Here is a 22,916-nt window from a genome sequence, read left to right as displayed (position 1 = left end):
TTTACCCCTCCGAACTTTAAGTGTTTTATAAAAGAATAGAATATAATGAAAATTCTAACTTTTCCTTATTATTCCTGTAATATCTCTTCCTGTCAACATTAAATTCCCATAGATTAGTAGGATAAATAACCTATTATCTTAAAAAGTTATCTACCCTATCACGATGTAAAAGCGCTCAACCTCCGAAGAATCTATAACAGTAATCATCCACCTTAGGTATTAATACTCACAATAGAAAATTATTTTGATTTTAAGAAATATGTACGTTTTGTATTAATTTAAAGAAAAATGGCGAAATTTCCACCTGAAAAAAGATTTTCCACACAGTACGACATGAATTTCCGGGTCGCATCGGATTGCAACGCATCTCAAAAATAAAAGACGACATGGAAGTGACTTTGTCACTTCCATGTCGTCTTTTATAAAGGTAAATCAAGCGCTTACTCGTCGCAGAGTAAAACTGGCAACCTATAAGCACATAGTGTTTTGAGTTTGGTAAACGAGAGATTAGAAGCAGGCTGCCGAAGATGTAATTTGGATCTTTACCATAGAAAGTTACGTAAGGATCATCACACCGACGAGTTCTTCGAGCGGCAGTTGATGGATACCGACTGGGTCTTCGTAGCGAAGATAGTGGTTGTTTGCTTCTTTGATAATGCCCTGATGATAGCAAAGTTTGTCTTTCTTCCATGAGGTGAGACGTGTTTCCATTCGGCTTATCAGTGCTCGCTCAATTTCTTCTTGCATGGTATCGTAATCAAATTCATCGAGTACAGGTTTTTTAACTTTGTCTTGGTCCTCTTGCCATTCACGGAGTTCTATCACATGTTCTGGTAGCATCATGGCCGTCCATTTGATGTTTCCGCGATCTTTAAGGTCATCTTGGACTTTTAGACCTCGGTTAATTTTCATGAAATGACGTCCTCCCTTTCTCTTCGAATGACAGGGACCACTGCGAGAACATGATCAAAGTAAAAAGTTCGCTTTGCCTTCTTTGTAAAACAGTACGCTTGAAATGTGTCTTCGCAGGCCTTAATGACTTTCACACGACGTTTTGTGATGTTTCCATCCCGTGCAAGATAAATCATTTCCACACTGTTTTGTCGCTGCATATATTTAATAATGGTGTCTTTCATTCGTGTTATCTCCTTTCCTTTTATTATATGCGAACGTTTGTTCTTTTATCAAGAAATATTTGAAGGGTATATTTGGAAGTTGTCATGAGAGTGATCTTTCTTTTTTCGAGGGGCTTTCAGTATACTTATGTAAAGAAAAATAAAAAACAGCTCCAAAAATAAATGAGCCGTTTTCCTTTAGTGTTGATTTTGGGCTAATAAAACATGTGTTTCCTGTTTCTGCTCTTAAGATTTCTGTTCACTTCTTTTAATTGCTGAATTCTTCTTTCTAAATCATTCTTAGGCTTTGAATTTTTGGAAGAAACCACTACGATAATGCCAATGATTAACGCTGCTGGTACTAAGAAAAGTATGATCGGTAATAATCCAATAAGAGTATCCATCTAATTTCCTCCTCTTCCTAATTACATTTCCTCAAAAATGAGCTTCTTAATTTGGATATTCCATTTCATAGTGAATATCTTCGGCATATTTCGGATTATTCTTTGCTCCTACTGTTTAACAAATAAGATCCATTTTTAATTGGTCCTACTTTTTTAAAGATTTCTGTTCTCGTCCTCTAATTCCTGAATTCTTCTTTGTGAATCATTCTTAGATTAATGCCAATACTCACTGCAACTACTATGAAAAAAAGTATGATTACTGTTAAACCCAGAACTCAAACTAATTTCCTCCTTTTTCTTATTTTATCTAAAAATTCTAAATAATCCAGCAATATTTAGAATTTTTTCTAATTATTTTTTTCATGACCTTCTCAAATGGCCTAATTTTGAAAGTTAACTTGATTAACGAGAAGGTTCGAAGTGGCACTGAATGGATCTATTTTCGCTACGCTCCTGTTCGAAAGATGAATTCATCTGAGGTTCATCTCAACTTGTTTTATTAAGACTCTATTTCAGCCTTTCTTCGATTGCTAAAAATTTATCGGCCATTTTCGGGTGTTTATCGGCCACTTTGGAAGATTTATCGGCCACTTCTGGAGTTTTATCGGCCACTCTCAGGATTTATCGGCCAAACTCATCTCACAACCTAGTTAACTTGCTGAAACTGCTACTAGTAATTGGATATTTATATGAACAAACCGTCACCAACAGAAAAGGGCCATGTAGCTTAGCGAAATGGCTACCATTCAGCAGTTTCCAGCTTGATTCGACTAGTGCAGCTGAATGGATCTGTTTTCGCTACGCTCCTGTTTAAAAGAAGAAATCATCTTAGGCTCATCTCAATTTGAAGTCAACTTGTTTATTAAGACTCTATTTCAGCCTTTCTTCGATTGCTAAAAATTTATCGGGCCTAGTTAACTTTTTGAAAAAATCATTAAGAATGGTTGTTATCATCACAGCATTTTCTTATAAATATCTATACATTTATTATGTGAATGATAATAATATTCGATAGCTTTCCTCAATACAAGTTACACTTCACCATATTTTCACTTTTTAATATTCACACTTTCTTCTTATTGTAAATACCCCTTTATTTTTCTCTAATCTCCTCAAATGCGGATTTTTATCATGCGCAATTATTTAAATCATGGTCAACAAAGGAATCCATCATCGAATTTCACTAAAATTATTTTAAATGAATTTAACGTTAAATTATTATCTTTCACTATGTGAAAATTCATCTAAAATAATAGATTAGCAGATTTCGACTAAACACTTATAATTGGTTTAAAAACCCTTTTATGCAGGCATTTATAAGTAATTTTATATTATAATAACTTGGTTAATTATCTATTTTAATACCATGATTAGCAGTATAATATTATTAAGGTAATTATACTGGAGTGAATTCACATGAAATTGAAAGTACAGACATTGTTCATTATTGGTATATCCATGGTTCTCTTTCTAGCTTTTCTAATGTTAGTCACCCGTCCACTATTAATTAGGGATGGAGATCACTTGGACCGTGAGCGATTAGAACTAAATCTGGACATGGTACATAATTATTTTGAATCCGAAAAAGAAGATTTGAACAGGCTCTCCTTGGATTGGGCGGTTTGGGACGATTCCTTTGAGTTTATTGAAGGCAATAATAGAAACTATGTCGAACGAAATTTAATGGATGCGACATTTGATAATCTAGAAATTACGCATATGCTATTTTACGATAAGAATAATCAATATATAAACGGCTCAGGGATTGAACCCATCGATTCTTCAATGAAACAAACGATACAAACCCTAATCGATAATACCAAAAATCAAGAACTCCCTTTTCTAGCAAGCACACCAAAAGGACTAGCTTTGATCGATATTGAAAAGGTTTACCCAAGTAATGGTGAGGGGCCATCCAACGGAAAAATGGTTATGATTCGTTTGATTGATCAACTATTTATTGAAACGTTAGAAATGAATTTGTCCTTACAGCTAGAGAGCTTCACTCAAGTCACGAAACAGTCAGCACAGCTTAAGGATATTCAGATTATTAGCAATAAACAACTTCTAGGAACGCTTTATATAGAAGAGATAACCGATGGAAAGTACATTGAAATTTCCATGTTGCAGAATCGGGACTACTTCCTTCAAAAACTAGATAGTATAAATAACTTATTCATTACATTCATCGTGATGATTTTGATGATCGTTTTATTAATTTATATCTTGCTTGACCGACTTATTGTTTCACGCGTTACAACCTTGTCGGGACAACTACGTGATATTCAAGAATCAAAAGATGGATCAACTCGTCTTGGTTACAGCCGAAAAAATAAAGATGAAATTTATGTCTTGGAACATACGGTCAACGACATGATGCAATCCCTTGAAGAATCGCATGAAGAAATTAAACGGCTCGCCTATCTTGATTTTTTAACAGGTCTTCCTAACCGCTTCCGCTTGCAGCGAGATTTTGAATCATTTGCTGAATCTTCAGAGCGACTAGGGATTCTATTCCTTGATTTGGATGGTTTCAAAGCAATAAATGATGTATATGGGCATGCAGCGGGAGATTCTCTTCTTCAAGCAGTCGCGTCCCGTTTAACAACCTTAATGCAAGATACTCCAGGCATGGTAGCTCGTATAGGTGGGGATGAATTCATTATTTTGGTGCAACATCAACAACAAGAAGAACTTGGCTCATTTGCCCAACTAATTACTGAAGTAATTAGTGAACCTTACGAAATACAAGGATACACAATGCACATTACTTCAAGTTTGGGAATAAGTCAGCTACCAAAAGACGGTCAAAAATTTTATGAATTGCTTAACCATGCAGACACTGCCATGTATATATCAAAGAAAAAAGGAAAAAATCAATTTACCTTTTATGAAAACAACTCAGAAAATTTGTCGTGATACTTTTGTATTAATGTGCCTGGCACGAATACATTTTTCACCTATTAACTAAATTTCAGCGTTACGCTATTCAGAACGCAAGTCCATAAAAAAGACCAGTAGCCCTTGAGGTTACTGGTTTTCCCCGTTATAACGGTCTCATTGGTAAAGCTAACTTGATTAACGAGACCGATCGAAGGGATTGATACATAGTAAAACTTAATTATTGATTATTTCAGTGATTTAGCGGTCCCTTATTCAACTAAAGCATCCTTATATACAGTATATCAAGAGCAGGTTGGTCTAATAAGAGTTCGGTGAAATTCCCTTTCCACCCATTGTTTCAAGGGTGCTGATTCTCTCCATTCCAGTAATGATTGGTTTTGCACGCTTTATTAATGTTTGTGTAGTTTCAAGGGTAAGAGAAGCTTGATGGGCATTTTCATTGCTCCACACTTCATAAACATAAACAGAATTTAGTTCACTTTCAGAAATATTTATGAGATATATCTCACATTCATCTAGATTCTTCATTGATTCTGCTGCTTCTAACAAAATATCTACCATTGTGTCTCGTTCGCCTTCTTGTACTATAAACTTACCAAACAAACTAAATTTACTCATATCGTCCTCCTTAATTTTTCGCCTGTTAATTGTTTCTACATCGAGACACGATTACCCTCTCAGCCCTATAAATAGAATTTAATAAAAACTTTTTTTCTAAACTAACCTGCTCGTTTGTAAAACAATAGAAGACAACGGTTATTATAGGAAAGCACCCGTTTAACTAAATGTCTCTTTTTCTGCTACGCTCCTGTTTGAAAGACTAGTGACGCAATCTTTTTTCAATTTTGGAGGAATACAATACTATAAAAAAAGTATGAAGCTGCCGAAATTGCATCTTCGGCCGCATGTTTTCTATGTAGTAACTATCTATTCTCTAGTAAACCAAAATCAAAGAACTGTGCACGTTATGTTTGTAGGAGAGCGACGGACGGACGTACACCAGCCGCAAGATTGCCTTTAAAAAAGAAGAATTGCGATATGACAACGTCACATCGCAATTCTTTTTACTCTATAGGTTATGGCGCTGCTAGTGAGCCGTCCATAGCGAACCGGAAACCATAGCCGATATAGAATGACAGTCTTTTCGTTAAGGATTTCTAGTGTTAAAAGCACACCCTTAAAGTGAAGGGTGTGCCTCAATTGTTTCTAAAAATCATTCGGTCCTTTAAGCTGTAATCTAAGCCCACACACTAATTGGTTTAGGTTTTCTATATTTGCTGCCAGGATGACTCTCTGGCAATAGGCTACTTTCATGGTCAAACAATTTTTCTCTTAGTGTTCCTTCTTTATATTCCGTTTTGTAAAGTCCTCTTTCTTGTAACACTGGGACGACTAAATCAATAAAGTCTTCCAAGCTCGCCGGCGTAACAAGATGGTTTAGATTAAATCCATCCACTCCTGACGCTTCAAATTGATATTGAATGGCATCTGCCACTTCGCTTGGATTGCCCACAATAATTGTTTCTCGGTCTAATTTCTCAAGTCGCTGTATTGCTTCTTTAATAGACAATTTTTTCTTGTAATCTGTAGTTAATGAAGCTGCTTTATAGTGGCCATGTTCTGTAGGCTTAAATTCAAAAGGCTGCTCCTGGTCCACTTCTTCAAACTCAGCTAAGTCGTATCCACTTGCTCCGCCAAATTGAGCCATGGCAGCATCAGGACTCCACAGACTGTTGAACTCTTGGAATTTCAACTCCGCTAATTCTGTTGTTTCTGCCACGATGACAGTTAGGAATGAAAAAATCTTAATATGGTCTGGATCTCGACCAAATTGTTCGGCACGACTTTTAATATCCTCTGTATAGTACTTGATTTTTTCAGGCGTCGGTCCACCCACGAAAACACATTCTGCGTGCTTCGCAGCTAAAGCTCTTCCTTTTTCAGAAGTTCCTGCTTGGTAAATGACCGGTGTACGCTGTAAGGACGGCTCAGTTAAATGAGGACCTTCAACATTAAAATATTTACCAGAGTGATTGATTTCATGTACCTTGGAAGAGTCTATTAACATATTATTCTCGGCATCGTCGATAACCGCTCCGTCTTCCCAGCTAGATTCCCAAAGCTTATACGATACTTCGAGAAATTCCTCAGCAATATCATAGCGTTCATCATGCTTGATCATCTCATGAAGGCCAAAATTCTTCGCTGCATTAGGTAAATAGGAAGTGACTACATTCCAAGCCACTCTTCCTTTTGTTAAATGGTCTAGAGTGGAAAAACGTCTGGCAGTTCCGAAAGGCTGTTCGTATGTTGTGCTTACGGTAAAGGCAAAAGAAAGGTTTTCCGTCACGCTTGCCATTACAGGAATAATTAATGCGGCGTCTAATAAAGGTACTTGTAGACCATCACGGATAGATGGTTCCTTACTTTGTTTGAATGTATCATAGACGCCAAGTACATCAGCAAAGAAGATGGCATCGATCTTTCCTCGCTCCAAAAGTTTGGCCATTTTAATCCAATAATCCAGATCCTTATAGTTGCGTTGTCTCTCACTATCCTTATGCTTCCACAATCCATGAGAATTGTGCATAGCACTAGCCATATCGAATGCATTTATGATAATTTGTTTAGTCATTGCTTAACCCCATTTCAATAGTTGCTGTTAGTTCCACAGGTCAGGCTGCAGATCCCCTTCATGGGGTCAGAAAGGCGGAATGTTTTCCTTTTCTCCTTCCAACGCCAAAGTCAGGCTAACAAGGTTTCCTACACTTTTCTTTTTATTTCATCCAATCGGGCCACACATAGCCTTGGTATTTCTCATTTTCTTCATTTAATTTCTTGAACTCTTCTGATTGGTAAGCCTCTATAAGGTCTTTTCCTAGTTGGCTGTCCTTATCTTCTCCTCTTAACGTAACCCCGATCATGTAAGAAGGCGGCGTTTTTTCTAATTCAACCGCTTCTGATAATTTTAAACCGGAAGATATGGCAAAGTTGCCATTAACAAATGCATAATCTACGCTTTCAAGTGCTCTTGGCGTTTGTGCAGGATCAAGTGGTTCAATCACTATTTTCTTTATATACTCGGCAATATCTTTTTCAGATGCTTTTGTTGGTTCAATTCCTTCTTTCAATTTAACCCAGCCAATTTGTTCAAGCATGATCAATGCACGTGCTTGGTTTACTGGATCATTTGATGTGGCTACTGTATGGCCATCTTCGACATCATCGATAGATTTGTGTTTTTTAGAATAAATACCAATAGGTGCTGTTGGTACCTTTATCAATTCAATCATGTCCATATCTCTTTCTTCGGCAAAATTCTTCAAATAATTATAATTTTGGAATACATTGGCATCAATGTCCCCTTCGTTTAGTGCCACATTAGGCTGAATATAATCGTTGAATTCAACGATTTCTACTTCGTATCCTTTTTTCTCAAGATAGGGCTTGATTCCTTCGTTTAGCTGGTCACCATAAGGTCCTGCGGTTGCACCAATTTTGATTTTTTTGTTGTCGGATTGTGCATTCGTTTTTTCAGAAGCTGAACATGCGGATAACATTGCCGATAGGACCAGAATGATCGTTATAGATATTATTTTATGAAATTTCATTAGTTTTTCCTCCTTGGTAGTGTTTATTTATAAGATTCAAAAGCCTGTCTGGCTAATAGTGAAATGACAACATCGTCCATTGGTGGGTTATGAAGACCCGCCCTCACATCTCGGTAATATCTCTGCAGTGGATTTGATCTTTGCAGGCTTTTTGCCCCTACGATCCTCATGGCTAAATCAACCACCACGTTGGCACTGTTAACTGCAACATGTTTTGCGGCAGCTAGCTCTGCTGACATGTCTGGACGTTTATCTGGTTCTTCGTCCCATCGTTGTGCAATCGAATACAGTACATGTCTGGCCTTTAAAAGCTCTAGCTCCATTTCGCCGATCTTCCTCTGGACTTCAGGAACATCCTTAATTGGTCCCGGCAGGCTATTAGGTTTATACTCTGAAGCAAATGAAACGGCATAATTTCTAGCAGCAATTGCCACTCCTAGGTAACAAGCAGGAACATGTAGTAGCCAAGCCCTTGGGAGATTGTTTAGGTTTCCAGTTTCCGTTTCTACTAGGGTATCCAGAGGAAGTTCCACTTGACTTAGAACCAGATCATCACTTCTCGTCCCGCGCATTCCAACCATATCCCAGTTTTCCTCAACACTTACTCCCTGAAGTTTGTGGTCAACTAAAAAGACACCAATTTCTCCCGTTTCCTCAATCGTTGCGGTTACCAATGAATAGTCAAGCGCAGGAGCCATCGAGGTAAAAGACTTTCTACCTGTAATCGACCATTTGCCATTGGTATTTACGGCAGTGGTTTGCGGCTTACCTCCCCTAGTCGGACTTCCTGTCGCTGGCTCAGTAGCCGCTCGATTAATTAACACCTGATTTTGAACTACTTCGTTGCATAGTTGTTCAAACTGTTTTTCCTTCCATTTGCGCTTCTCTCGGAGGTCAAAAATCACCCCAACATGCCAACCAATACATAAGGCAGTAGAAGGATCCCCTTGACTGAGCCGTTCCTGCAACAGAAGAAATTCGTATAATGAAATTTCCTTACCACCATATTCTTTTGGAACAGTAAGAGAAATGTATTGAGAATCTTTTAATTCTTGAAAGTTTTCAAATGCAAAGCGACCTGTTTCATCTATGTCAGCAGCTCTAGTACTGAAGCGATCTGCTAATAATGCAGTTTGTTGAAATAGTGTTTTGTGCTGTTCCGTTTTGAAAAATGGTCTTGATAAATCCTCGGACAACTTGGCGTGTTTAGTTTCATACTCCATAAACTCAGCCTCCTGTGGATTCACTTTTTTCTCTAAAAGTAGTTTCACTTTCCTGACCTCTTTCCTTTATTTCCTTCAGAACGGCGATGTTCCTTAATGTCGATACATCTCCTGGATCCTCACCAAGATACAGAGCCTTTATCACGCGCCGAGCAATTTTCCCACTTTGGGTATAGGGAATATCCGAAACGATCATGACTCGTTGTGGTTTAAGTGCTTTTCCGAGTGAACGTTCAGCATGTTTCTGTAAATCGCTCTCTAACGGCACTACCTTTGCGTCATGCAAGACAGCGAAGACAACTGGCACCTCCCCTTTTATTTTATGGGGAATACCGATTGCCGCCGATTCCTTCACCAAGTCATGAGAAGTTACCGCTGCTTCAATCTCTGACGGGCCAATTCGTTTGCCCGCAACCTTCATCGTGTCATCGGACCGACCAAGTAAATACCAGAAACCGTGTTTGTCGATAGCCGCAAAATCTCCATGTGCCCACATTCCTTCCCACTTCGACCAGTAGGCACTTATATAACGTTCATCGTCGTTCCAAAAAGATTTTGTCATGCCAAGAAACGGAGAAGAAATGGTCAAATCACCAATAGAATTCTCAACTTTTTGTCCATTTTCATTAACGATTGTGGCTGCCATTCCTGGAATTGGTCCATGAAAACCACATGGCTTTATCGGAATAGTAGGGTATGTGCCAAGAATTCCCCCTGACACTTCAGTTCCCCCCGAATAATTTATGATCGGACATCTACCTTTTCCTACATAATCTAAAAACCAAAACCATGCTTCCGTGTTCCACGGTTCTCCTGTTGACCCTAGTATCCTTAAGGATGGAAGTTGTGGTACTTGTGCTTCTTTCGTCATGAGCGAACGGATTAAAGTAGGCGAAACTCCGAAAGTCGTAATTTGATGGCGTTCAATGAGTTCCCATAATCGACCTTCATGAGGAAAATCAGGGCTACCTTCATAAAAAACAACCGTTGTACCGTGAACCGCTGCACCTAAGAATAGCCAGGGCCCCATCATCCAACCAAAGTCCGATAGCCAAAAGATGCGGTCGTCTTTTTTTATATCAAAACAGAAGTAAAGGTCAATTGCGCTTTTTAAAGGAAATCCTGTGTGAGTATGGACAGTACCCTTTGGTTTGCCCGTCGTACCAGATGTATACATAATCATAAATGGATCATCTGCAAGCAATCTCTCTGTCTCCACAGTTTGATTTACATGTTTGTCAGTCAAGTCATGTAACCAAATATCTATGCCTTGATTCCAGTCAATATCCTGGTTTGTGCGATTAGCTACCACGACATGCTCAATAGTCGGCGCAAGTTTAACTGCACGATCTGCTTCGGCTTTCGTGTTTATCACTTTTCCACGACGATAGAAGCCGTCAGCTGTAATCAACACTTTCGCCTGACTATCGTTTAACCGTAACGCCACAGATTCCGACCCGTAACCTGAAAACACGGGGATCACTATCGCACCAATCTTCGCACAGGCGAATAATGAAATAGGTGCTTCTGGTATTGGAGGCAAATAAATACCAATTCGGTCACCCTTTACAATTCCTAATGATATTAAGCCAGCCGCTAGCTCATTCACTTTTTTATTGAGTTCGTTAAAGGTATAAGAAACAGTGCTTCCATCCTCACCTTCCCAAATGAAAGCAAGATGTTCGCCTCTGCCATTGCTAATTTGTTTCTCAATCGTATAGTGGACAAGATTTGTTTTTCCCTTACTGAACCACTCTGGAAAAGCTATCCCGTTTTGCGTATTCAGCAACTCGGTATAGGGCTCGTGCCACGTCACATCGAGTTCGTTAAGCAGACTTTCATAAAACCATTGTGGATCGCTAATTGATTTCTTATGAAGTTCTTCAATGTCTGCTAATCCGTGTTTACTATTGAATAAAGTGATGTTCGCATTGTTAATGAGCGTGTCATCTGGATACCATGCAAGCTCCTGATTATTTAATGTATTGAATGCTTCTTTTACGTTCATTGTCATTATTGCCACCCCTTAGGTACTTCCACTAAAACTGCGGTGCCTTGGCCGCCTCCTCCACATAAGGTTGCGATTCCTTTTCCGCCTCCACGTCTTTTCAATTCATGGATAAGCGTTAGTAGCAAGCGAAATCCTGTGCCACCTAAAGGATGACCAAGTGCAATTGCCCCTCCGTTAATATTCACTTTTTCAAAAGGGATTTTTAGTTTCTTACAGCTCGCAATGGCAACACTAGCAAATGCTTCGTTTATTTCAAAGAGGTCAATTTCAGCTAGTGTGTGACCCGTTTTCTCAAGTACTTTTTCAATGGCTTGTGCCGGTTTTAAATGTAGGCTTACATCCGGGCCTGCAATATCTGCCCAACCAATGATTTTAGCAAGTGGAGTTTGGCCAGTTTTGTCAGCAAACGACTCACTCGCAACAATCCCCACACTTGCTCCATCAGACATTTGAGAAGCATTGCCAGCTGTAATCGTTCCATCTTCAAGAAAAACGGGTCTTAATCTTGATAATGCTTCAAAAGAAGAATTTGGACGAATGCCTTCGTCTTCGGTTACAACTCCTGTTTTTGTTGTTACTGGTATGATCTCTTTTTCAAAATACCCTTTCGTCACCGCTTTATATGCACGCTGTTGTGAGGAAAGTGCATACTCATCTTGCTCGTAGCGCGTAATTCCTAACTCCTTGTTAATGGTATCTGTCAGAACGCCCATCGATTCATCAGACAAAGAGCACCACAGTCCATCGTCAAGCGTGTCGCTAAATACTTCTTTTCCAAGCGTGATATTTTTTCGTAAATTGGCGACGTGTGGGGCATTGGTCATCGAATCATACCCACCCACAATGTACAGCTGTCCTTCGTGTAAGGCGATTCGTCTGGCTGCATCCGACACCGACGCCAAGCCTGCTAGACACACATTATTTAACGTGATCGCTGGTACGGATAAATCTACTCCGGCATCCACCGCTACCTTTCTCGCAGGATTCTGACCTTGCCCTGCCTGAATAACCTGAGCTAGTATAACGCCATCTGCATTTCTCGATTGTGGAACCCTTCTTAGTAGTTCCTCAACAGCCGTAGTTCCCAACTGTTTTGCTGTGATGCCTGAAAGACTCCCTTTAAATTTCCCAAATGGTGTTCGTACTCCTTCTAAAATAACAACAGACATATTCTTTTCCCCTTTCAATTTTCACAAGTTACTCTTCACTTTCATTTATCGACTGCCATGGAATCACCAGGTTAGGATTGACATTAATCATACCGACCCTATTTTTGGGTACAAAAAAGCCCCTTTCACTTTGAAAGAGGCTACGGTTTCTAATGGATCGCCTTATCTTCCAGAATGACATCATTCTGCAGGATTTAGCACCGTTCCATATAGGAGGTTGCTGGACTTCACAGGGCCTGTTCCCTCAGTCGCTCTTGATAAGTTTCTATTAAATTGGTTAAATATTCTTTGTAGTTAGAATATTAAATCGCTTAGGTGTTAATGTCAATCCTTGTTTTTACAGTTTTTACATTAGTAAACGCTTACATCATTGACACTACTGTAAAGAAATTATTTTCTACTTATTTATTCCTGCCAGTACTAAACTCGGAAGTTAGCTCTTACATTTATAGGGAAATCAAGTGTGTTCTGCACAGTTTTTTCATATTTATCGTGTACAATTAAATGCAGTTAGTTGAGGATGGTGTAAGAGATGAATCGTATTTCGATGAAGTTAGCGGCGTATTTTTTGTTAGCTGTGTTGATCTTAGAGGGATTAATGATGATTTACTTGCATCGCACGATTGTTCACGCACAAGAAGATGCCCAGTTTTCGCAGTTGCTTGAACGTGGGGCGAACCATCGCGATGTGTTGCAAGATTCTTATTCACAAGAAACATTGATGCATATTGAGCTGATGGAGTCGAGTCCAGAACGGCAAGTTGCAATTTTAGATGCGGATCGTCAGTGGACTGCAGGTTCAGATAGTTCGAAGGCTTTAGTGGATAATTTCCAGCAAAATTTAACAGCCGTCCCTGCTCGTGATTCAGTTGTCATAAATGATTGGCAACAGTACAACTACATTGTTACGTTACATCCATTTGAAGCGGAAAATGGTCAACGAGGTTCAGTTGTCATGTTTGAATCAAGTAAGTCACTTCATTCCCTTATGGAAAGATTAAATACACACTTTAGAATTGCAGGCTTGGCTAGTTTACTCATTTTGTTTGTCGTGTACGTAGGGTTATCTCGTATTATTACTCGTCCACTTATTCGTATGATAGAAGCGACGGAACGACTAAGTAGCGGAGATTTCCGAGTCAAGTTAACTCACCAAAGTCGAGATGAACTAGGTGAATTATCAAAGTCGATTCAAAAATTAGCGGATGATTTAGAACATACCAAAAAAGAACGTATGGAGTTTCTTGCAGCTATTTCACATGAATTACGAACTCCTCTCACTTATTTATCCGGCTATTCTTCTGTCTTAAAGCGAGATGACCTATCCGCACAAGACCGACAGCGCTATGTGTCGATTTTAGAAGAAGAATCGACTCGTTTGACTGAACTTGTGAAAAATTTGTTTGACTTGGCACAAATGGGTGAAACAACATTCACCATTTCAAAAGAAAGCGTCCAATCAAGCCCCTTTTTCTCTAATGTATTGCAACGTGTCGAACCGTCTTTTCAATTAGAAGAAAAGTATTTGCAGCTGTCGATTCGAGAAGAATTTGAGATGTTTGTAGACCCGGTTCGTGTCGAACAAATCGTCATAAATTTGCTGGATAATGCCCGTAAATATTCGCCTATAGGATCGACCACAAGGATGGATGTTTTTTTACAAGATGGACTAACGGTCATTCGAATCGAAGATGAAGGGATAGGTATCCATCCACTTAATTTTGAATTGATTTTCGAAAAACTTGTTCGGGTAGAGAAGTCCCGTTCTAGAGAATATGGTGGCGCTGGTCTTGGGCTAGCTATTGTCAAAGAGCTCGTTGACGCACATGGAGGACGTATTGAAGTGATTAGTGACGTTGGGAAAGGCAGTGTTTTCACTGTCATTTTGTAAGAAATCAGGTGAGTGAATGACAACGATTTTGTGTATCGATGATGAAAAGAGAATGTTGGAATTACTAGATTTATTCTTAACACCAAACGGCTTTCAATGCCTGATTAGCAATGATGGGCAAAAAGGATTACAGCTCCTCGATCTGCATTCAGTTGATTTAGTCCTTCTTGATGTGATGATGCCTTTTATGAATGGTTGGCAAGTATGTGAAGCCATTCGTCTAAAGTCTGATGTGCCCATTATTATGTTGACAGCTAGATCCGACAAGAGTGACGTAGTAAAAGGATTGCATGCTGGCGCTGATGACTATATTATTAAACCGTTCGATGAACAAGAGCTTGTGGCACGTATAAATGCTGTACTAAGACGTTCTTCTCCTACAGACTCACCCATCTTGGTTCGAGATGGTTTCATTTTGGATTTAGCTGCGTACACTTTTCGTATAAACGACCAAACGCTTACGCTAACCTTAAAAGAGTTTCAATTGTTGGAGACATTTATGACGCATCCCACAAGAACCTATACGCGCGAACAATTACTTGCTGTCGTGTGGCCTGACCGGTCTCTCACAGAATTGCGTACAGTCGATTCACATATCCGGAATTTGCGTGACAAACTTAAAACAGCTGGGTTTCCAACGTCAGACTACATCGTGACAGTTTGGGGAATTGGCTACAAATGGAAGTAAAGGTGGATTATATGAAGAAAAAATTGAACTTTTTAGTCATCCTTTTTGCACTATTTCTAATCAGTGCATGTTCGAAAGAAGAAACATCTAATTTTACTTATGAAGCTATCGATGATTCCAATGTAATTGATCATATCCATGGTATCGGGTATCCAGCAAATGGAGATATATTACTTGTCGCTACTCATAACGGACCCATCACATTTGATGGAGATACATGGAAACAAGCAAATTCACAGAATCATGACTACATGGGTTTTCAAGCCGTCAGTCAAGGATTTTATTCTAGTGGTCATCCTGAACCCGATTCTACGTTAGAAGATCCACTCGGTTTAGTGAAGAGTTTTGATTTGGGAGAAAACATTGAGCAACTTGCGTTTTATGGCGAGATTGACTTTCATTATTTAGCTGCTGGTTATGACACAAATCGAGTATATGTAATCAATCCCATGCCTGTTAAAGGATTAGAACCAGGTTTACATTATACAGATGACGAAGGTAAAACCTTTGTTCAAAAAGCGATGAACGGGTTTGACTCCCAAAAAGCGTCGAACTTAGCTGCACATCCTGAGGATAAAGACTTGGTTATGATTGGGACAGAAACTGGTCTGTCCGTGTCAACAAATGCAGGAGAAGATTTTTCTTCTAAATTAGTCGGTTCTTATGTCACCTACGTGACTATAGGAAAAGAAGTTGGCTATGTAGCGAGAAATGAAAAAGAAGAAGTTGAGCTTGTGGCATTTGACTTAGATAATTATGAAGAAAACATACTTTCATTACCTGAAATAGAGGGAGACAATCCAATCACCTTCATCACTGCTCACCCAATGGATAAGCAGGAACTGACCATTGTTACGTTGAAAAATGATATTTATGTAACAAAGGATGGCGGCAAATCATGGACTGCTATCATGGAAAAAGGCAAAGTAGTTACACCGTAATATTGGCAGAGTCTAAAGCCTTGATAAGCGTTATAACGGCGCTACACCCAAACAATTAGGCTAAATATAGTGATTTCCGTTACAACGCACTTTCATGTTTCGAAGCTAGCGTAGCGATGCAGCTCACTTTCATGTTTCGAAGCTAGCAAAGCGATGTAGAAACAGAAACAGGCGGACGCTTTCCGCGGGCGGTCCGTGAGCCTCCTCGTCGCAAGCTCCTGCGGGGTCTCACCAGACTCGCTTTTCCCGCTGGAAAGATATTGGACGAACTGTCATTCGTCCAATATCTTTGCGACGAGTAACCGCAGGAGCACATGTTTTCTCTTCGCCTTTCACTACAATCATTCACCTTTTAAAAATAACAGTGATAGCCATATAGTTTTAATAATAAATATAAAAAAGCGTCCTATTTTAATATAAAAGTACCCACACCCATATTTAGATAGGACGATTTATTATGTGCAATCAAGATTACTAAACAAGAATATATCATTGAACAAAATTCACATATACTGAGGAAACTTTCGTTTCTAAAAAAGGAAATCACGACTTCACATTAATCGAATTAATGAGAGTCACATCAAAGAAATTCCGAGTTAGCATGTTAGTCTACATATACTAGAAACACCATGAACACTGGTACTTTAAAGAAATTTTCAACTGAAATAACAATTCTCCATACAGTAATGTACTTGGGTTTCCGTCGCTATGGCTCGCAAACTTGCTGTACCATATCTTCCAGAATATAAGACACCGATTGAAGTGACAGAGTCACTTCAATCGGTGTTTTTCGTATAGGGACTCATGCGGCATGCGCTTGCTTTAAAGTATGTGCAATTTCATTTTTTACAGAACTGGATAGCAGGGTTTTCGGTAGCGTAGCGAAAAAAACCATTTAACTCCTTCTGTAAAACCGAGTTGAAACACCTAATTGGTAGCCATTTCGCTAGCGCTACATGGCTTTTTTCTGTGGGTGATTCTTAAAGAGCTTCAAGTTAACACGGTTAATTTCCATATTTTAACTATTACAACGTGGATCACTATTTTTACAACGTGGAGGTCTTTTTTTACAACGTCAGCCTCCATAATTACAACGTGAACGCCAATAATTACAACTGAGCTACCGCTCGACACTAAATCCATTTCTTTTTGGCGATTCGAGACACGATATAGAGTGGTAAACCCTGCAAAAGGAAAAGACTAGCGATGTGACGCTGTCACATTGCTAGTCTTTTCCTTCTATAGGTTATGAATTGCTAACCTCATTCTGTACGCACCTCAGTGGCCATTACCATCCTCTGAGACAATTTCAAGTTTATCATCTAAGATTCCTTGTGTTTGATAAGATATTGTCGCTTCGGAGCCAATCAAAAAACCATGATTATACGGTCCTTTAGACGGTTCTTTTTTAAACGTTGGCTTAATAGTTGCGAGAAATTCATACATGGCAGCATTCACTTTCCCATCTTCTAGGAAAAGTAATGGTGCATGTTTTCCTAAATGGGAGAATGGTGCAGCCCCAAGTGCCAGTTCAGGTGTTTTGGTTGAAATGAACGAAACACCATGTCCTGGTTCCTTTAATCCCCATCCAAAGCCTGTTTTTTCATCTTTAAATTGAGCAAATGCAATGCTATTTTGAGTAGGTGTTTCTCCGCTAATACGCGTGACTTTGCCGTAATTTTTAAGTTCTTTTTCTACTTCAACTGAAATTACAGATTCCGGGCCGACTATGTAAACTTGTGCATCTTTTCTTTTTGCTAATGCTTGAGAAGTTGCTTCCGGTATTTCATCTTTAGCAACAAACAACACTGGTTCAGGCATATGTGCAATCCAGTTCACAGCAGGGAGCGAATAAAGTTGTGACTCATCTTCTAGTGCCACAACGATTACACTTTGAGAATACTCTCCATCTGAAACATTGGCATAAGCTTCATCCACAAATGCTGCAAATACAGCGGGTTGTGTCGTGGCGATCTGGTCTACTTTATATTCAGCTAACTGAGATTTCATAGACTCACTGTACTCACCCATGACTAGGATTTGCGTTCCATTGACATTGCCGTTCGGGTTTAGACGATTAATTTCGTTCATAACTTGTTGTGTCAATTGTCCTTGTTGTGTGAAAAGAATCGGTCCGTTATTTGGTTGATGAATGAGATTTGCACTTGCCATTGTTAATTGCCAGTTTTCTACTGGAGCTAATATGACAGTCCCTGGTTGATTTTCTTTGTGTGTAGCTGGCCAAATCATCTGGGCAACCATTATAGATGTATCAACAGGTCCGTCACTTATTAAGCGTGTAATATTTTTAGTGTTTAGTGTAATTAAACCTTCACTCGCTTGACTATTGAATGCCTTAGGTGCTTGTACAAATGACTCCTTGTTACTAGAGGTCTTGCTATTATTGTTGTCATTTGAGTTACCGTGGTCCATTTCTTCCATATCATCGTCATCTTTATGATTGTTGTTGTCATTTGAACATCCCGATACTAGTAGCAAAGATAATATAGTATATGCTGTTACTTTATGCCATTTATTCATGTAAGTACCCTCCTGGACTTCTTTCATACTTTCAAGTATACCCAGTAATTATGGAATAACTATACAAAGGGCTTGTATTCAAAGAAATGTCGTTAAAGAGGAAGATTTTATGTTTTAATAAGAAGAAAACTGTTTAAGGAGCTTACTATAAATGGATGCTTTATTACTTTATTTACATACAACCCCACTACCACTAGCGATAATGCTTAGTATTTGTCTAAATATAGGTATTGCTATTGTCGGTGTCATTCCAAGTGTCTTTTTAACGGCGATAAATGTAACTGTTTTTGGTTTTTGGGGAGGCTTTTATGTATCTCTCATCGGGGAAGCAATCGGAAGTTTCGTGGCATTTTGGTTGTACAGAAAAGGATTTCGGAAGTTTGTTAATCATAAATCCAAACATACTCCCCGTCTCCAGAAGTTGCTGCATGCTTCTCCAAGGGAAGCGTTCCTATTTGTAATTGGATTGCGCATGATGCCTTTTGTTCCGTCTGGATTAGTTACTCTTTATGCTTCAGTGGGTACAATGAATTTTGGGTCGTTTGTAGTGGCCAGTACCATAGGAAAAGTTCCAGCTTTATTAATGGAAGTTTCTTCAACTTACGCTATCGTGAAATGGACAAGCGCTGCACAATTTTTTGTCTTTGCATTAGCGATTGCTTTACTCATTTTTGTCTGGATAAAGGTGAAAAATCGCTAAAAATGATTGAATATAATTACATACTCTAAACATTTATTAAGCGATTTAACCTAGGCAAAAGTATATACAATTCTATTAGCTCTACTAGTATTGCGAACCAATTTCCCCATTTGTAACATGTTGAATTGCATATAATACAACATCTTACTATAGAAGGTGGTGTTAGCTATGGGATACGAACATAAAGGTGGATCTTCTTTTGCTTTACTCGTGGTTCTTTTCATTTTATTGATTATTGTTGGAGCAGCTTTTCTTTACTAAAAAATAATCAAGAGGAAAAGAAAGCCACTCCTTCAGCACACTGGGGGCGCTTATTTGCGCTCTCTTCTTAATTTTATATTTGTTAACAGCTGTTTTTTATGAGCAAGCTCGTTTCGTAGCGTTTTAGGTAGACGAATTATGTTTTTTTACAGTAAGTTTAATCAAATAGTACACCAATATAGCACCGACTAATATAACCCAAATGAAGTTTTCATTTATGTTATCCGATAATAGTCCTGCTGGAATAAGAGCAAGAACAAAAAAATAAATAAAGTTTCCGATAGTTGTTGCAAGTAAAAACGGCCAAAAGCGAACTGTGCTTAATCCTGCTAATATATTGACTAAACTTGTTGGAACCAGAGGGAATATCCTAGCTTGAAAGACATATGAAAAACCATTAGCATCGACTTTTTCAATTAACTTTTTTTTGAATTTTTCAATTAATCTTTCTTGAAATAAATAACGAACACTATAAAAAACGATAGTTGCCGCGATTAAACTTGAAATCCAGCTCCACAAGAATCCATTGATGAATCCAAACAACGTAATATTTATGGTAATCACGAGTAGTAAAGGAAATACCGTAAATGTATTTTGAATGATCATGATTACTAGCATAAATACATATGCATATAACAAATTCTCAATCAAAAACTCTCGAATAGCCAAAACGTCTCCATTTACAAGGTATGTAAGAATTTGACGATTCAATAGTAAAAATATGAACAATACAAAAAAGCTGCTCCAGATTAACCAATTCCTATATGTAACTTTCTTAATGATGTCTTTCATTTGTCACCTGCTCAACTTTTTTTAAAACCTAGACATTAAATACCATGAAATTTCATTTATCATATCATGTTATCTAGATGCATACTTCTAAAGTCTTTTCTTTCAAATGTGTTGCTGTGACAATAACGTGACATTTGAGCCCTCTCTTTACACCGAATTAAGGAAAGATTAATTTTCCTATGTTATGATGAAAAAAACTCTATAGATGAGGTGCATATATGAAAGGCTATCAATTTTTAATTACGTTAAATTACGTTAAACCAAAAGTATGGCGCCGTATTATGGTACCTGTAACACTAGATTTTTATGACTTACATTCCGTGATTCAAACGTCTACTGGGTGGACAAACAGTCATTTGTTTAATTTCTCCATTGAGGATTCAACAAACAACAAAACGATTGAGTTAGTTGGAGATGAAGAATCAGTTACAGAAAATTTTGGAATGGCTCAACACTATATGAAGAACCCGCCTGAAAAAGGGTCGTTTGCAGACGAGATGTACCAAAGATTCATCCGCGTTCAATTACTACTCGCTCGAGATGTGGATTTGAGTCAATATGTTGTTGACTCACCGGAATTCCGCTACATGTATGACTTTGGCGACGGCTGGGAACATGAAGTCATAATGGAAAAAGTCGTGGAAGATTACGAGTACGATTATCCTCAAGTACTTGAAGGTAAAGGGACTTGTCCCCCTGAAGACGTTGGTGGTCCACCCGGTTTTGATAAATTTAAACGGGTCATGAAAGATAAAGAAGATCCCGAACACTCACATATGAAAGAATGGGCAAAAGAACAAGGCTATAAAAAGTTTAATTTATCAAAAGTGAATGAATATTTAAAAGAAGAATGGGTCTAGAAAAACAAAATAGCACCGTCTAGTTCAATACTTAATAGATTTCCAAAATCTTATGAGTGAACAATGCTTTTTCCCGTGTCAGCTCAACAAAAGTGCATATGCTAAAACATCCTTCTATATAAGGTGGTGTTTAGCATGGGATACGAATATAGTTCTGGCGGTGGTTCTACATTTACATTAATCGTTGTTCTCTTCATCTTATTAATTATCGTAGGTGCGAGTTTTCTATACTAATTAATTTTGGTCCTTAAACTCCATTATGATGCTCGACCCTTTCCCCCATAACCGTGCATCATAACACTCAAAAACCCTGGCTCGTATAGTGGCGACCACTGAAAAACTTACATTTTTAAAATTTGTAAGTGTGTTTTAATTCAAAAAGGCGACATTTCGTTCGATTGCGAACGAAATGTCGCCTTTTCTTTCCTCTTGCTTACTCTGCTTCTTTCAGTAATTGAGATTCATACCAAATAGATCCGCAGGTGATACTACTTCATAACCGTGTTTATGACTCAATTCACTTCTTTCCTCTTCAATTTTACAGCGTTAATTTGCTTTTCCATTAAATTCCTCACTATTTTTTTGTTGTGTCAATTTAATTGTCTTAGAGTAGGTCTTACTTTCAGCCGCTTCTGTATAAGACCCTTCACGAAACGGACAGATTTTACATTTTTAATATCTTAACTGCAGGAATATGAACAAGATGTGCCTCGTTTTCAATTACTGAAATCAATTGTTTACATTAAGTCAATTCCTCTTTTACTTCGCTAGAATTTTTGGCTAGAAATTTTTCTTTCATTGATTTATCGATTTGATAAGCGAGTAAATGTTTTTCATTTCCGGCAACCATAATACCTTTCTCCAAACGACTAGACAGAAACTCTAGTATCATCATCTTTACAAATCTAATAATTGACTGATAGTTTGACAATACCTTACGATAGAGTGGAACAAAAATCCAATTTACTGGAGGTCTATTATTTGAGATTACATGACAAAGTAGCAATTGTTACAGGTGGAGCAAGTGGTATTGGCGAATTTACTGTACGTGAAATGGTCAATCAAGGTGCAAAAGTGGTTATTGCCGATTTTGATGATAGTCGTGGTCTAAATCTTGCTGAAGAACTCGGTGAACAGGTCTCTTTTATACATGTTGATGTTTCACAGGAAGACGAAGTAGAGGCAATGGTCAATCACACGGTTGAGACGTTTGGAAAAGTGGATATCTTATTTAGTAATGCTGGTGTCGGTTCAATTGGTTCTACTCATGAGTTAACACTTGAAGATTGGAATAAAACAATATCCATTAACTTATCTGGTGTATTTTTATGTGCCAAATATGCGTTAATTGAGATGGTCAAGCAAGGCAGTGGTAGCATTATTAATTGTGCTTCAATTTTAGGTCACGTTGGACAAGCTTCGACCGCATCTTACACAGCTGCAAAAGGTGGCGTGGTCAATTTGACAAGAGCACTTGCTTTGGAATACGCTGCTCAAGGTATTCGTGTAAACGCTGTTTGTCCTGGATATATCAAAACCCCGTTGCTTGATCAATTGGATGATGCCATGTTGCAACACTTGGAGTCACTACATCCACTAGGTCGTTTAGGTGAATCGCATGAAGTCGCAAACGCTGTCGTATTCCTTGCTTCAGATGAAGCTAGTTTCATCACAGGCGCAAACTTGATGGTCGATGGTGGATATACAGCTCAATAATAGGTGTTTCTTTCGTTTTTTCCAAGTTATGATTTAACAATATCGCCCAAGAGCCCACAACATGTGAGCTCTTTTTAACGTTTTTATAC

General features: G+C 38.4%; 21 protein-coding genes and 1 riboswitch. Of the genes, 9 read left to right on the top strand and 12 right to left on the bottom strand.

The window, feature by feature from the left end; genetic code table 11:
- Positions 1-555: 555 nt before the first annotated feature.
- The 3 genes from E2636_RS00350 to E2636_RS00340 form a co-directional block, all read right to left on the bottom strand.
- On the bottom strand, positions 556-912 hold the full coding sequence (locus tag E2636_RS00350; RefSeq protein ID WP_134207994.1) for a YolD-like family protein: 357 nt from the start codon (positions 910-912) through the stop codon (positions 556-558).
- Positions 909-1,136 carry a transcriptional regulator gene (locus E2636_RS00345; RefSeq protein WP_134207992.1) on the bottom strand — a complete coding sequence of 76 codons (228 nt, stop codon included), beginning with the start codon at positions 1,134-1,136 and terminating at the stop codon, positions 909-911. The genes E2636_RS00350 and E2636_RS00345 overlap by 4 nt, the downstream gene beginning before the upstream one ends.
- 194 nt (positions 1,137-1,330) lie before the next feature.
- Positions 1,331-1,519 carry a hypothetical protein gene (locus E2636_RS00340; protein WP_134207990.1) on the bottom strand — a complete coding sequence of 63 codons (189 nt, stop codon included), beginning with the start codon at positions 1,517-1,519 and terminating at the stop codon, positions 1,331-1,333.
- Positions 1,520-2,935: 1,416 nt separating this feature from the next.
- On the opposite strand from E2636_RS00340, the gene E2636_RS00335 reads away from it, so the two are divergent.
- On the top strand, positions 2,936-4,438 hold the full coding sequence (locus E2636_RS00335; protein ID WP_134207988.1) for a sensor domain-containing diguanylate cyclase: 1,503 nt from the start codon (positions 2,936-2,938) through the stop codon (positions 4,436-4,438).
- A 282-nt stretch (positions 4,439-4,720) separates the two neighbouring features.
- On the opposite strand, the gene E2636_RS00330 is transcribed toward E2636_RS00335, so the two are convergent.
- From E2636_RS00330 to E2636_RS00305, 6 genes are all read right to left on the bottom strand, one after another.
- Complete coding sequence (locus tag E2636_RS00330) at positions 4,721-5,041, bottom strand: putative quinol monooxygenase (protein ID WP_134207986.1); 321 nt, start codon at positions 5,039-5,041, stop codon at positions 4,721-4,723.
- A gap of 619 nt (positions 5,042-5,660) precedes the next feature.
- Positions 5,661-7,058, bottom strand: a complete 1,398-nt coding sequence (locus E2636_RS00325) for an LLM class flavin-dependent oxidoreductase (protein ID WP_134207984.1) — start codon at positions 7,056-7,058, stop codon at positions 5,661-5,663.
- A gap of 142 nt (positions 7,059-7,200) precedes the next feature.
- Complete coding sequence (locus tag E2636_RS00320; RefSeq protein WP_134207982.1) at positions 7,201-8,034, bottom strand: MetQ/NlpA family ABC transporter substrate-binding protein; 834 nt, start codon at positions 8,032-8,034, stop codon at positions 7,201-7,203.
- A 23-nt stretch (positions 8,035-8,057) separates the two neighbouring features.
- Positions 8,058-9,257, bottom strand: coding sequence for an acyl-CoA dehydrogenase family protein (locus E2636_RS00315; RefSeq protein ID WP_166669458.1), 1,200 nt, complete (start codon positions 9,255-9,257; stop codon positions 8,058-8,060).
- A 4-nt stretch (positions 9,258-9,261) separates the two neighbouring features.
- On the bottom strand, positions 9,262-11,271 hold the full coding sequence (locus tag E2636_RS00310; RefSeq protein ID WP_134207978.1) for an AMP-binding protein: 2,010 nt from the start codon (positions 11,269-11,271) through the stop codon (positions 9,262-9,264).
- Complete coding sequence (locus tag E2636_RS00305; RefSeq protein WP_134207976.1) at positions 11,271-12,437, bottom strand: acetyl-CoA C-acyltransferase; 1,167 nt, start codon at positions 12,435-12,437, stop codon at positions 11,271-11,273. Before E2636_RS00305 ends, E2636_RS00310 begins: the two co-directional genes overlap by 1 nt.
- A 159-nt stretch (positions 12,438-12,596) precedes the next feature.
- Positions 12,597-12,701, bottom strand: a riboswitch (SAM riboswitch).
- 268 nt (positions 12,702-12,969) lie between these two features.
- Here E2636_RS00305 and E2636_RS00300 point away from each other — a divergent pair.
- The 3 genes from E2636_RS00300 to E2636_RS00290 are packed head-to-tail and all read left to right on the top strand — an operon-like array spanning position 12,970 to position 15,957.
- A complete protein-coding gene (locus tag E2636_RS00300) occupies positions 12,970-14,328 on the top strand; it encodes a HAMP domain-containing sensor histidine kinase (RefSeq protein ID WP_134207973.1) in 1,359 nt (452 codons plus the stop codon).
- Positions 14,329-14,344: 16 nt separating this feature from the next.
- A complete protein-coding gene (locus E2636_RS00295; RefSeq protein WP_134207971.1) occupies positions 14,345-15,016 on the top strand; it encodes a response regulator transcription factor in 672 nt (223 codons plus the stop codon).
- A gap of 11 nt (positions 15,017-15,027) precedes the next feature.
- On the top strand, positions 15,028-15,957 hold the full coding sequence (locus E2636_RS00290; RefSeq protein WP_134207969.1) for a F510_1955 family glycosylhydrolase: 930 nt from the start codon (positions 15,028-15,030) through the stop codon (positions 15,955-15,957).
- 1,278 nt (positions 15,958-17,235) lie between these two features.
- Here the strand turns inward: E2636_RS00290 and E2636_RS00285 are convergent.
- On the bottom strand, positions 17,236-18,498 hold the full coding sequence (locus E2636_RS00285) for a cell wall-binding repeat-containing protein (protein WP_134207967.1): 1,263 nt from the start codon (positions 18,496-18,498) through the stop codon (positions 17,236-17,238).
- A 151-nt stretch (positions 18,499-18,649) separates the two neighbouring features.
- Here E2636_RS00285 and E2636_RS00280 point away from each other — a divergent pair, with 151 nt between their 5' ends.
- On the top strand, positions 18,650-19,198 hold the full coding sequence (locus E2636_RS00280; RefSeq protein ID WP_134207964.1) for a TVP38/TMEM64 family protein: 549 nt from the start codon (positions 18,650-18,652) through the stop codon (positions 19,196-19,198).
- A gap of 168 nt (positions 19,199-19,366) precedes the next feature.
- Positions 19,367-19,459, top strand: coding sequence for a YjcZ family sporulation protein (locus E2636_RS00275; RefSeq protein ID WP_017380919.1), 93 nt, complete (start codon positions 19,367-19,369; stop codon positions 19,457-19,459).
- A gap of 123 nt (positions 19,460-19,582) precedes the next feature.
- Here the strand turns inward: E2636_RS00275 and E2636_RS00270 are convergent, their stop codons facing one another.
- Entirely contained in the window at positions 19,583-20,170 is a 588-nt protein-coding gene (locus E2636_RS00270) for a TVP38/TMEM64 family protein (protein ID WP_243840703.1), read from the bottom strand.
- Positions 20,171-20,469: 299 nt separating this feature from the next.
- Between E2636_RS00270 and E2636_RS00265 the strand changes: the two genes are divergently transcribed.
- Positions 20,470-21,111: a plasmid pRiA4b ORF-3 family protein gene (locus E2636_RS00265; RefSeq protein WP_134207960.1), complete on the top strand. Its 642-nt coding sequence runs from the start codon at positions 20,470-20,472 to the stop codon at positions 21,109-21,111.
- Between the two features lie 123 nt (positions 21,112-21,234).
- Positions 21,235-21,345 carry a YjcZ family sporulation protein gene (locus E2636_RS00260; protein ID WP_407670273.1) on the top strand — a complete coding sequence of 37 codons (111 nt, stop codon included), beginning with the start codon at positions 21,235-21,237 and terminating at the stop codon, positions 21,343-21,345.
- A 508-nt stretch (positions 21,346-21,853) separates the two neighbouring features.
- Here E2636_RS00260 and E2636_RS19510 read toward each other — a convergent pair.
- A complete protein-coding gene (locus tag E2636_RS19510) occupies positions 21,854-21,976 on the bottom strand; it encodes a hypothetical protein (RefSeq protein ID WP_279587109.1) in 123 nt (40 codons plus the stop codon).
- Positions 21,977-22,092: 116 nt separating this feature from the next.
- Here E2636_RS19510 and E2636_RS00255 point away from each other — a divergent pair, with 116 nt between their 5' ends.
- Complete coding sequence (locus E2636_RS00255; RefSeq protein WP_134207958.1) at positions 22,093-22,827, top strand: meso-2,3-butanediol dehydrogenase; 735 nt, start codon at positions 22,093-22,095, stop codon at positions 22,825-22,827.
- Positions 22,828-22,916: the final 89 nt, after the last annotated feature.

Source organism: Paenisporosarcina antarctica, assembly GCF_004367585.1.
GTDB classification, from domain to species: domain Bacteria; phylum Bacillota; class Bacilli; order Bacillales_A; family Planococcaceae; genus Paenisporosarcina; species Paenisporosarcina antarctica.
Note: the sequence above shows the minus strand (reverse complement) of the source record. Positions and strands in the feature narration are given on the sequence as shown.

Coding starts and splice junctions, on each gene's coding strand:
- E2636_RS00280 (WP_134207964.1), top strand. CDS start 18,650: ATGGATGCTTTATTACTTTATTTACATACAACCCCACTACCACTAGCG.
- E2636_RS00310 (WP_134207978.1), bottom strand. CDS start 11,271: ATGACAATGAACGTAAAAGAAGCATTCAATACATTAAATAATCAGGAG.
- E2636_RS00285 (WP_134207967.1), bottom strand. CDS start 18,498: ATGAATAAATGGCATAAAGTAACAGCATATACTATATTATCTTTGCTA.
- E2636_RS00300 (WP_134207973.1), top strand. CDS start 12,970: ATGAATCGTATTTCGATGAAGTTAGCGGCGTATTTTTTGTTAGCTGTG.
- E2636_RS00305 (WP_134207976.1), bottom strand. CDS start 12,437: ATGTCTGTTGTTATTTTAGAAGGAGTACGAACACCATTTGGGAAATTT.
- E2636_RS00330 (WP_134207986.1), bottom strand. CDS start 5,041: ATGAGTAAATTTAGTTTGTTTGGTAAGTTTATAGTACAAGAAGGCGAA.
- E2636_RS00335 (WP_134207988.1), top strand. CDS start 2,936: ATGAAATTGAAAGTACAGACATTGTTCATTATTGGTATATCCATGGTT.
- E2636_RS00325 (WP_134207984.1), bottom strand. CDS start 7,058: ATGACTAAACAAATTATCATAAATGCATTCGATATGGCTAGTGCTATG.
- E2636_RS00340 (WP_134207990.1), bottom strand. CDS start 1,519: ATGGATACTCTTATTGGATTATTACCGATCATACTTTTCTTAGTACCA.
- E2636_RS00295 (WP_134207971.1), top strand. CDS start 14,345: ATGACAACGATTTTGTGTATCGATGATGAAAAGAGAATGTTGGAATTA.
- E2636_RS00315 (WP_166669458.1), bottom strand. CDS start 9,257: ATGGAGTATGAAACTAAACACGCCAAGTTGTCCGAGGATTTATCAAGA.
- E2636_RS00320 (WP_134207982.1), bottom strand. CDS start 8,034: ATGAAATTTCATAAAATAATATCTATAACGATCATTCTGGTCCTATCG.
- E2636_RS00275 (WP_017380919.1), top strand. CDS start 19,367: ATGGGATACGAACATAAAGGTGGATCTTCTTTTGCTTTACTCGTGGTT.
- E2636_RS00350 (WP_134207994.1), bottom strand. CDS start 912: ATGAAAATTAACCGAGGTCTAAAAGTCCAAGATGACCTTAAAGATCGC.
- E2636_RS00290 (WP_134207969.1), top strand. CDS start 15,028: ATGAAGAAAAAATTGAACTTTTTAGTCATCCTTTTTGCACTATTTCTA.
- E2636_RS00345 (WP_134207992.1), bottom strand. CDS start 1,136: ATGAAAGACACCATTATTAAATATATGCAGCGACAAAACAGTGTGGAA.
- E2636_RS00265 (WP_134207960.1), top strand. CDS start 20,470: ATGAAAGGCTATCAATTTTTAATTACGTTAAATTACGTTAAACCAAAA.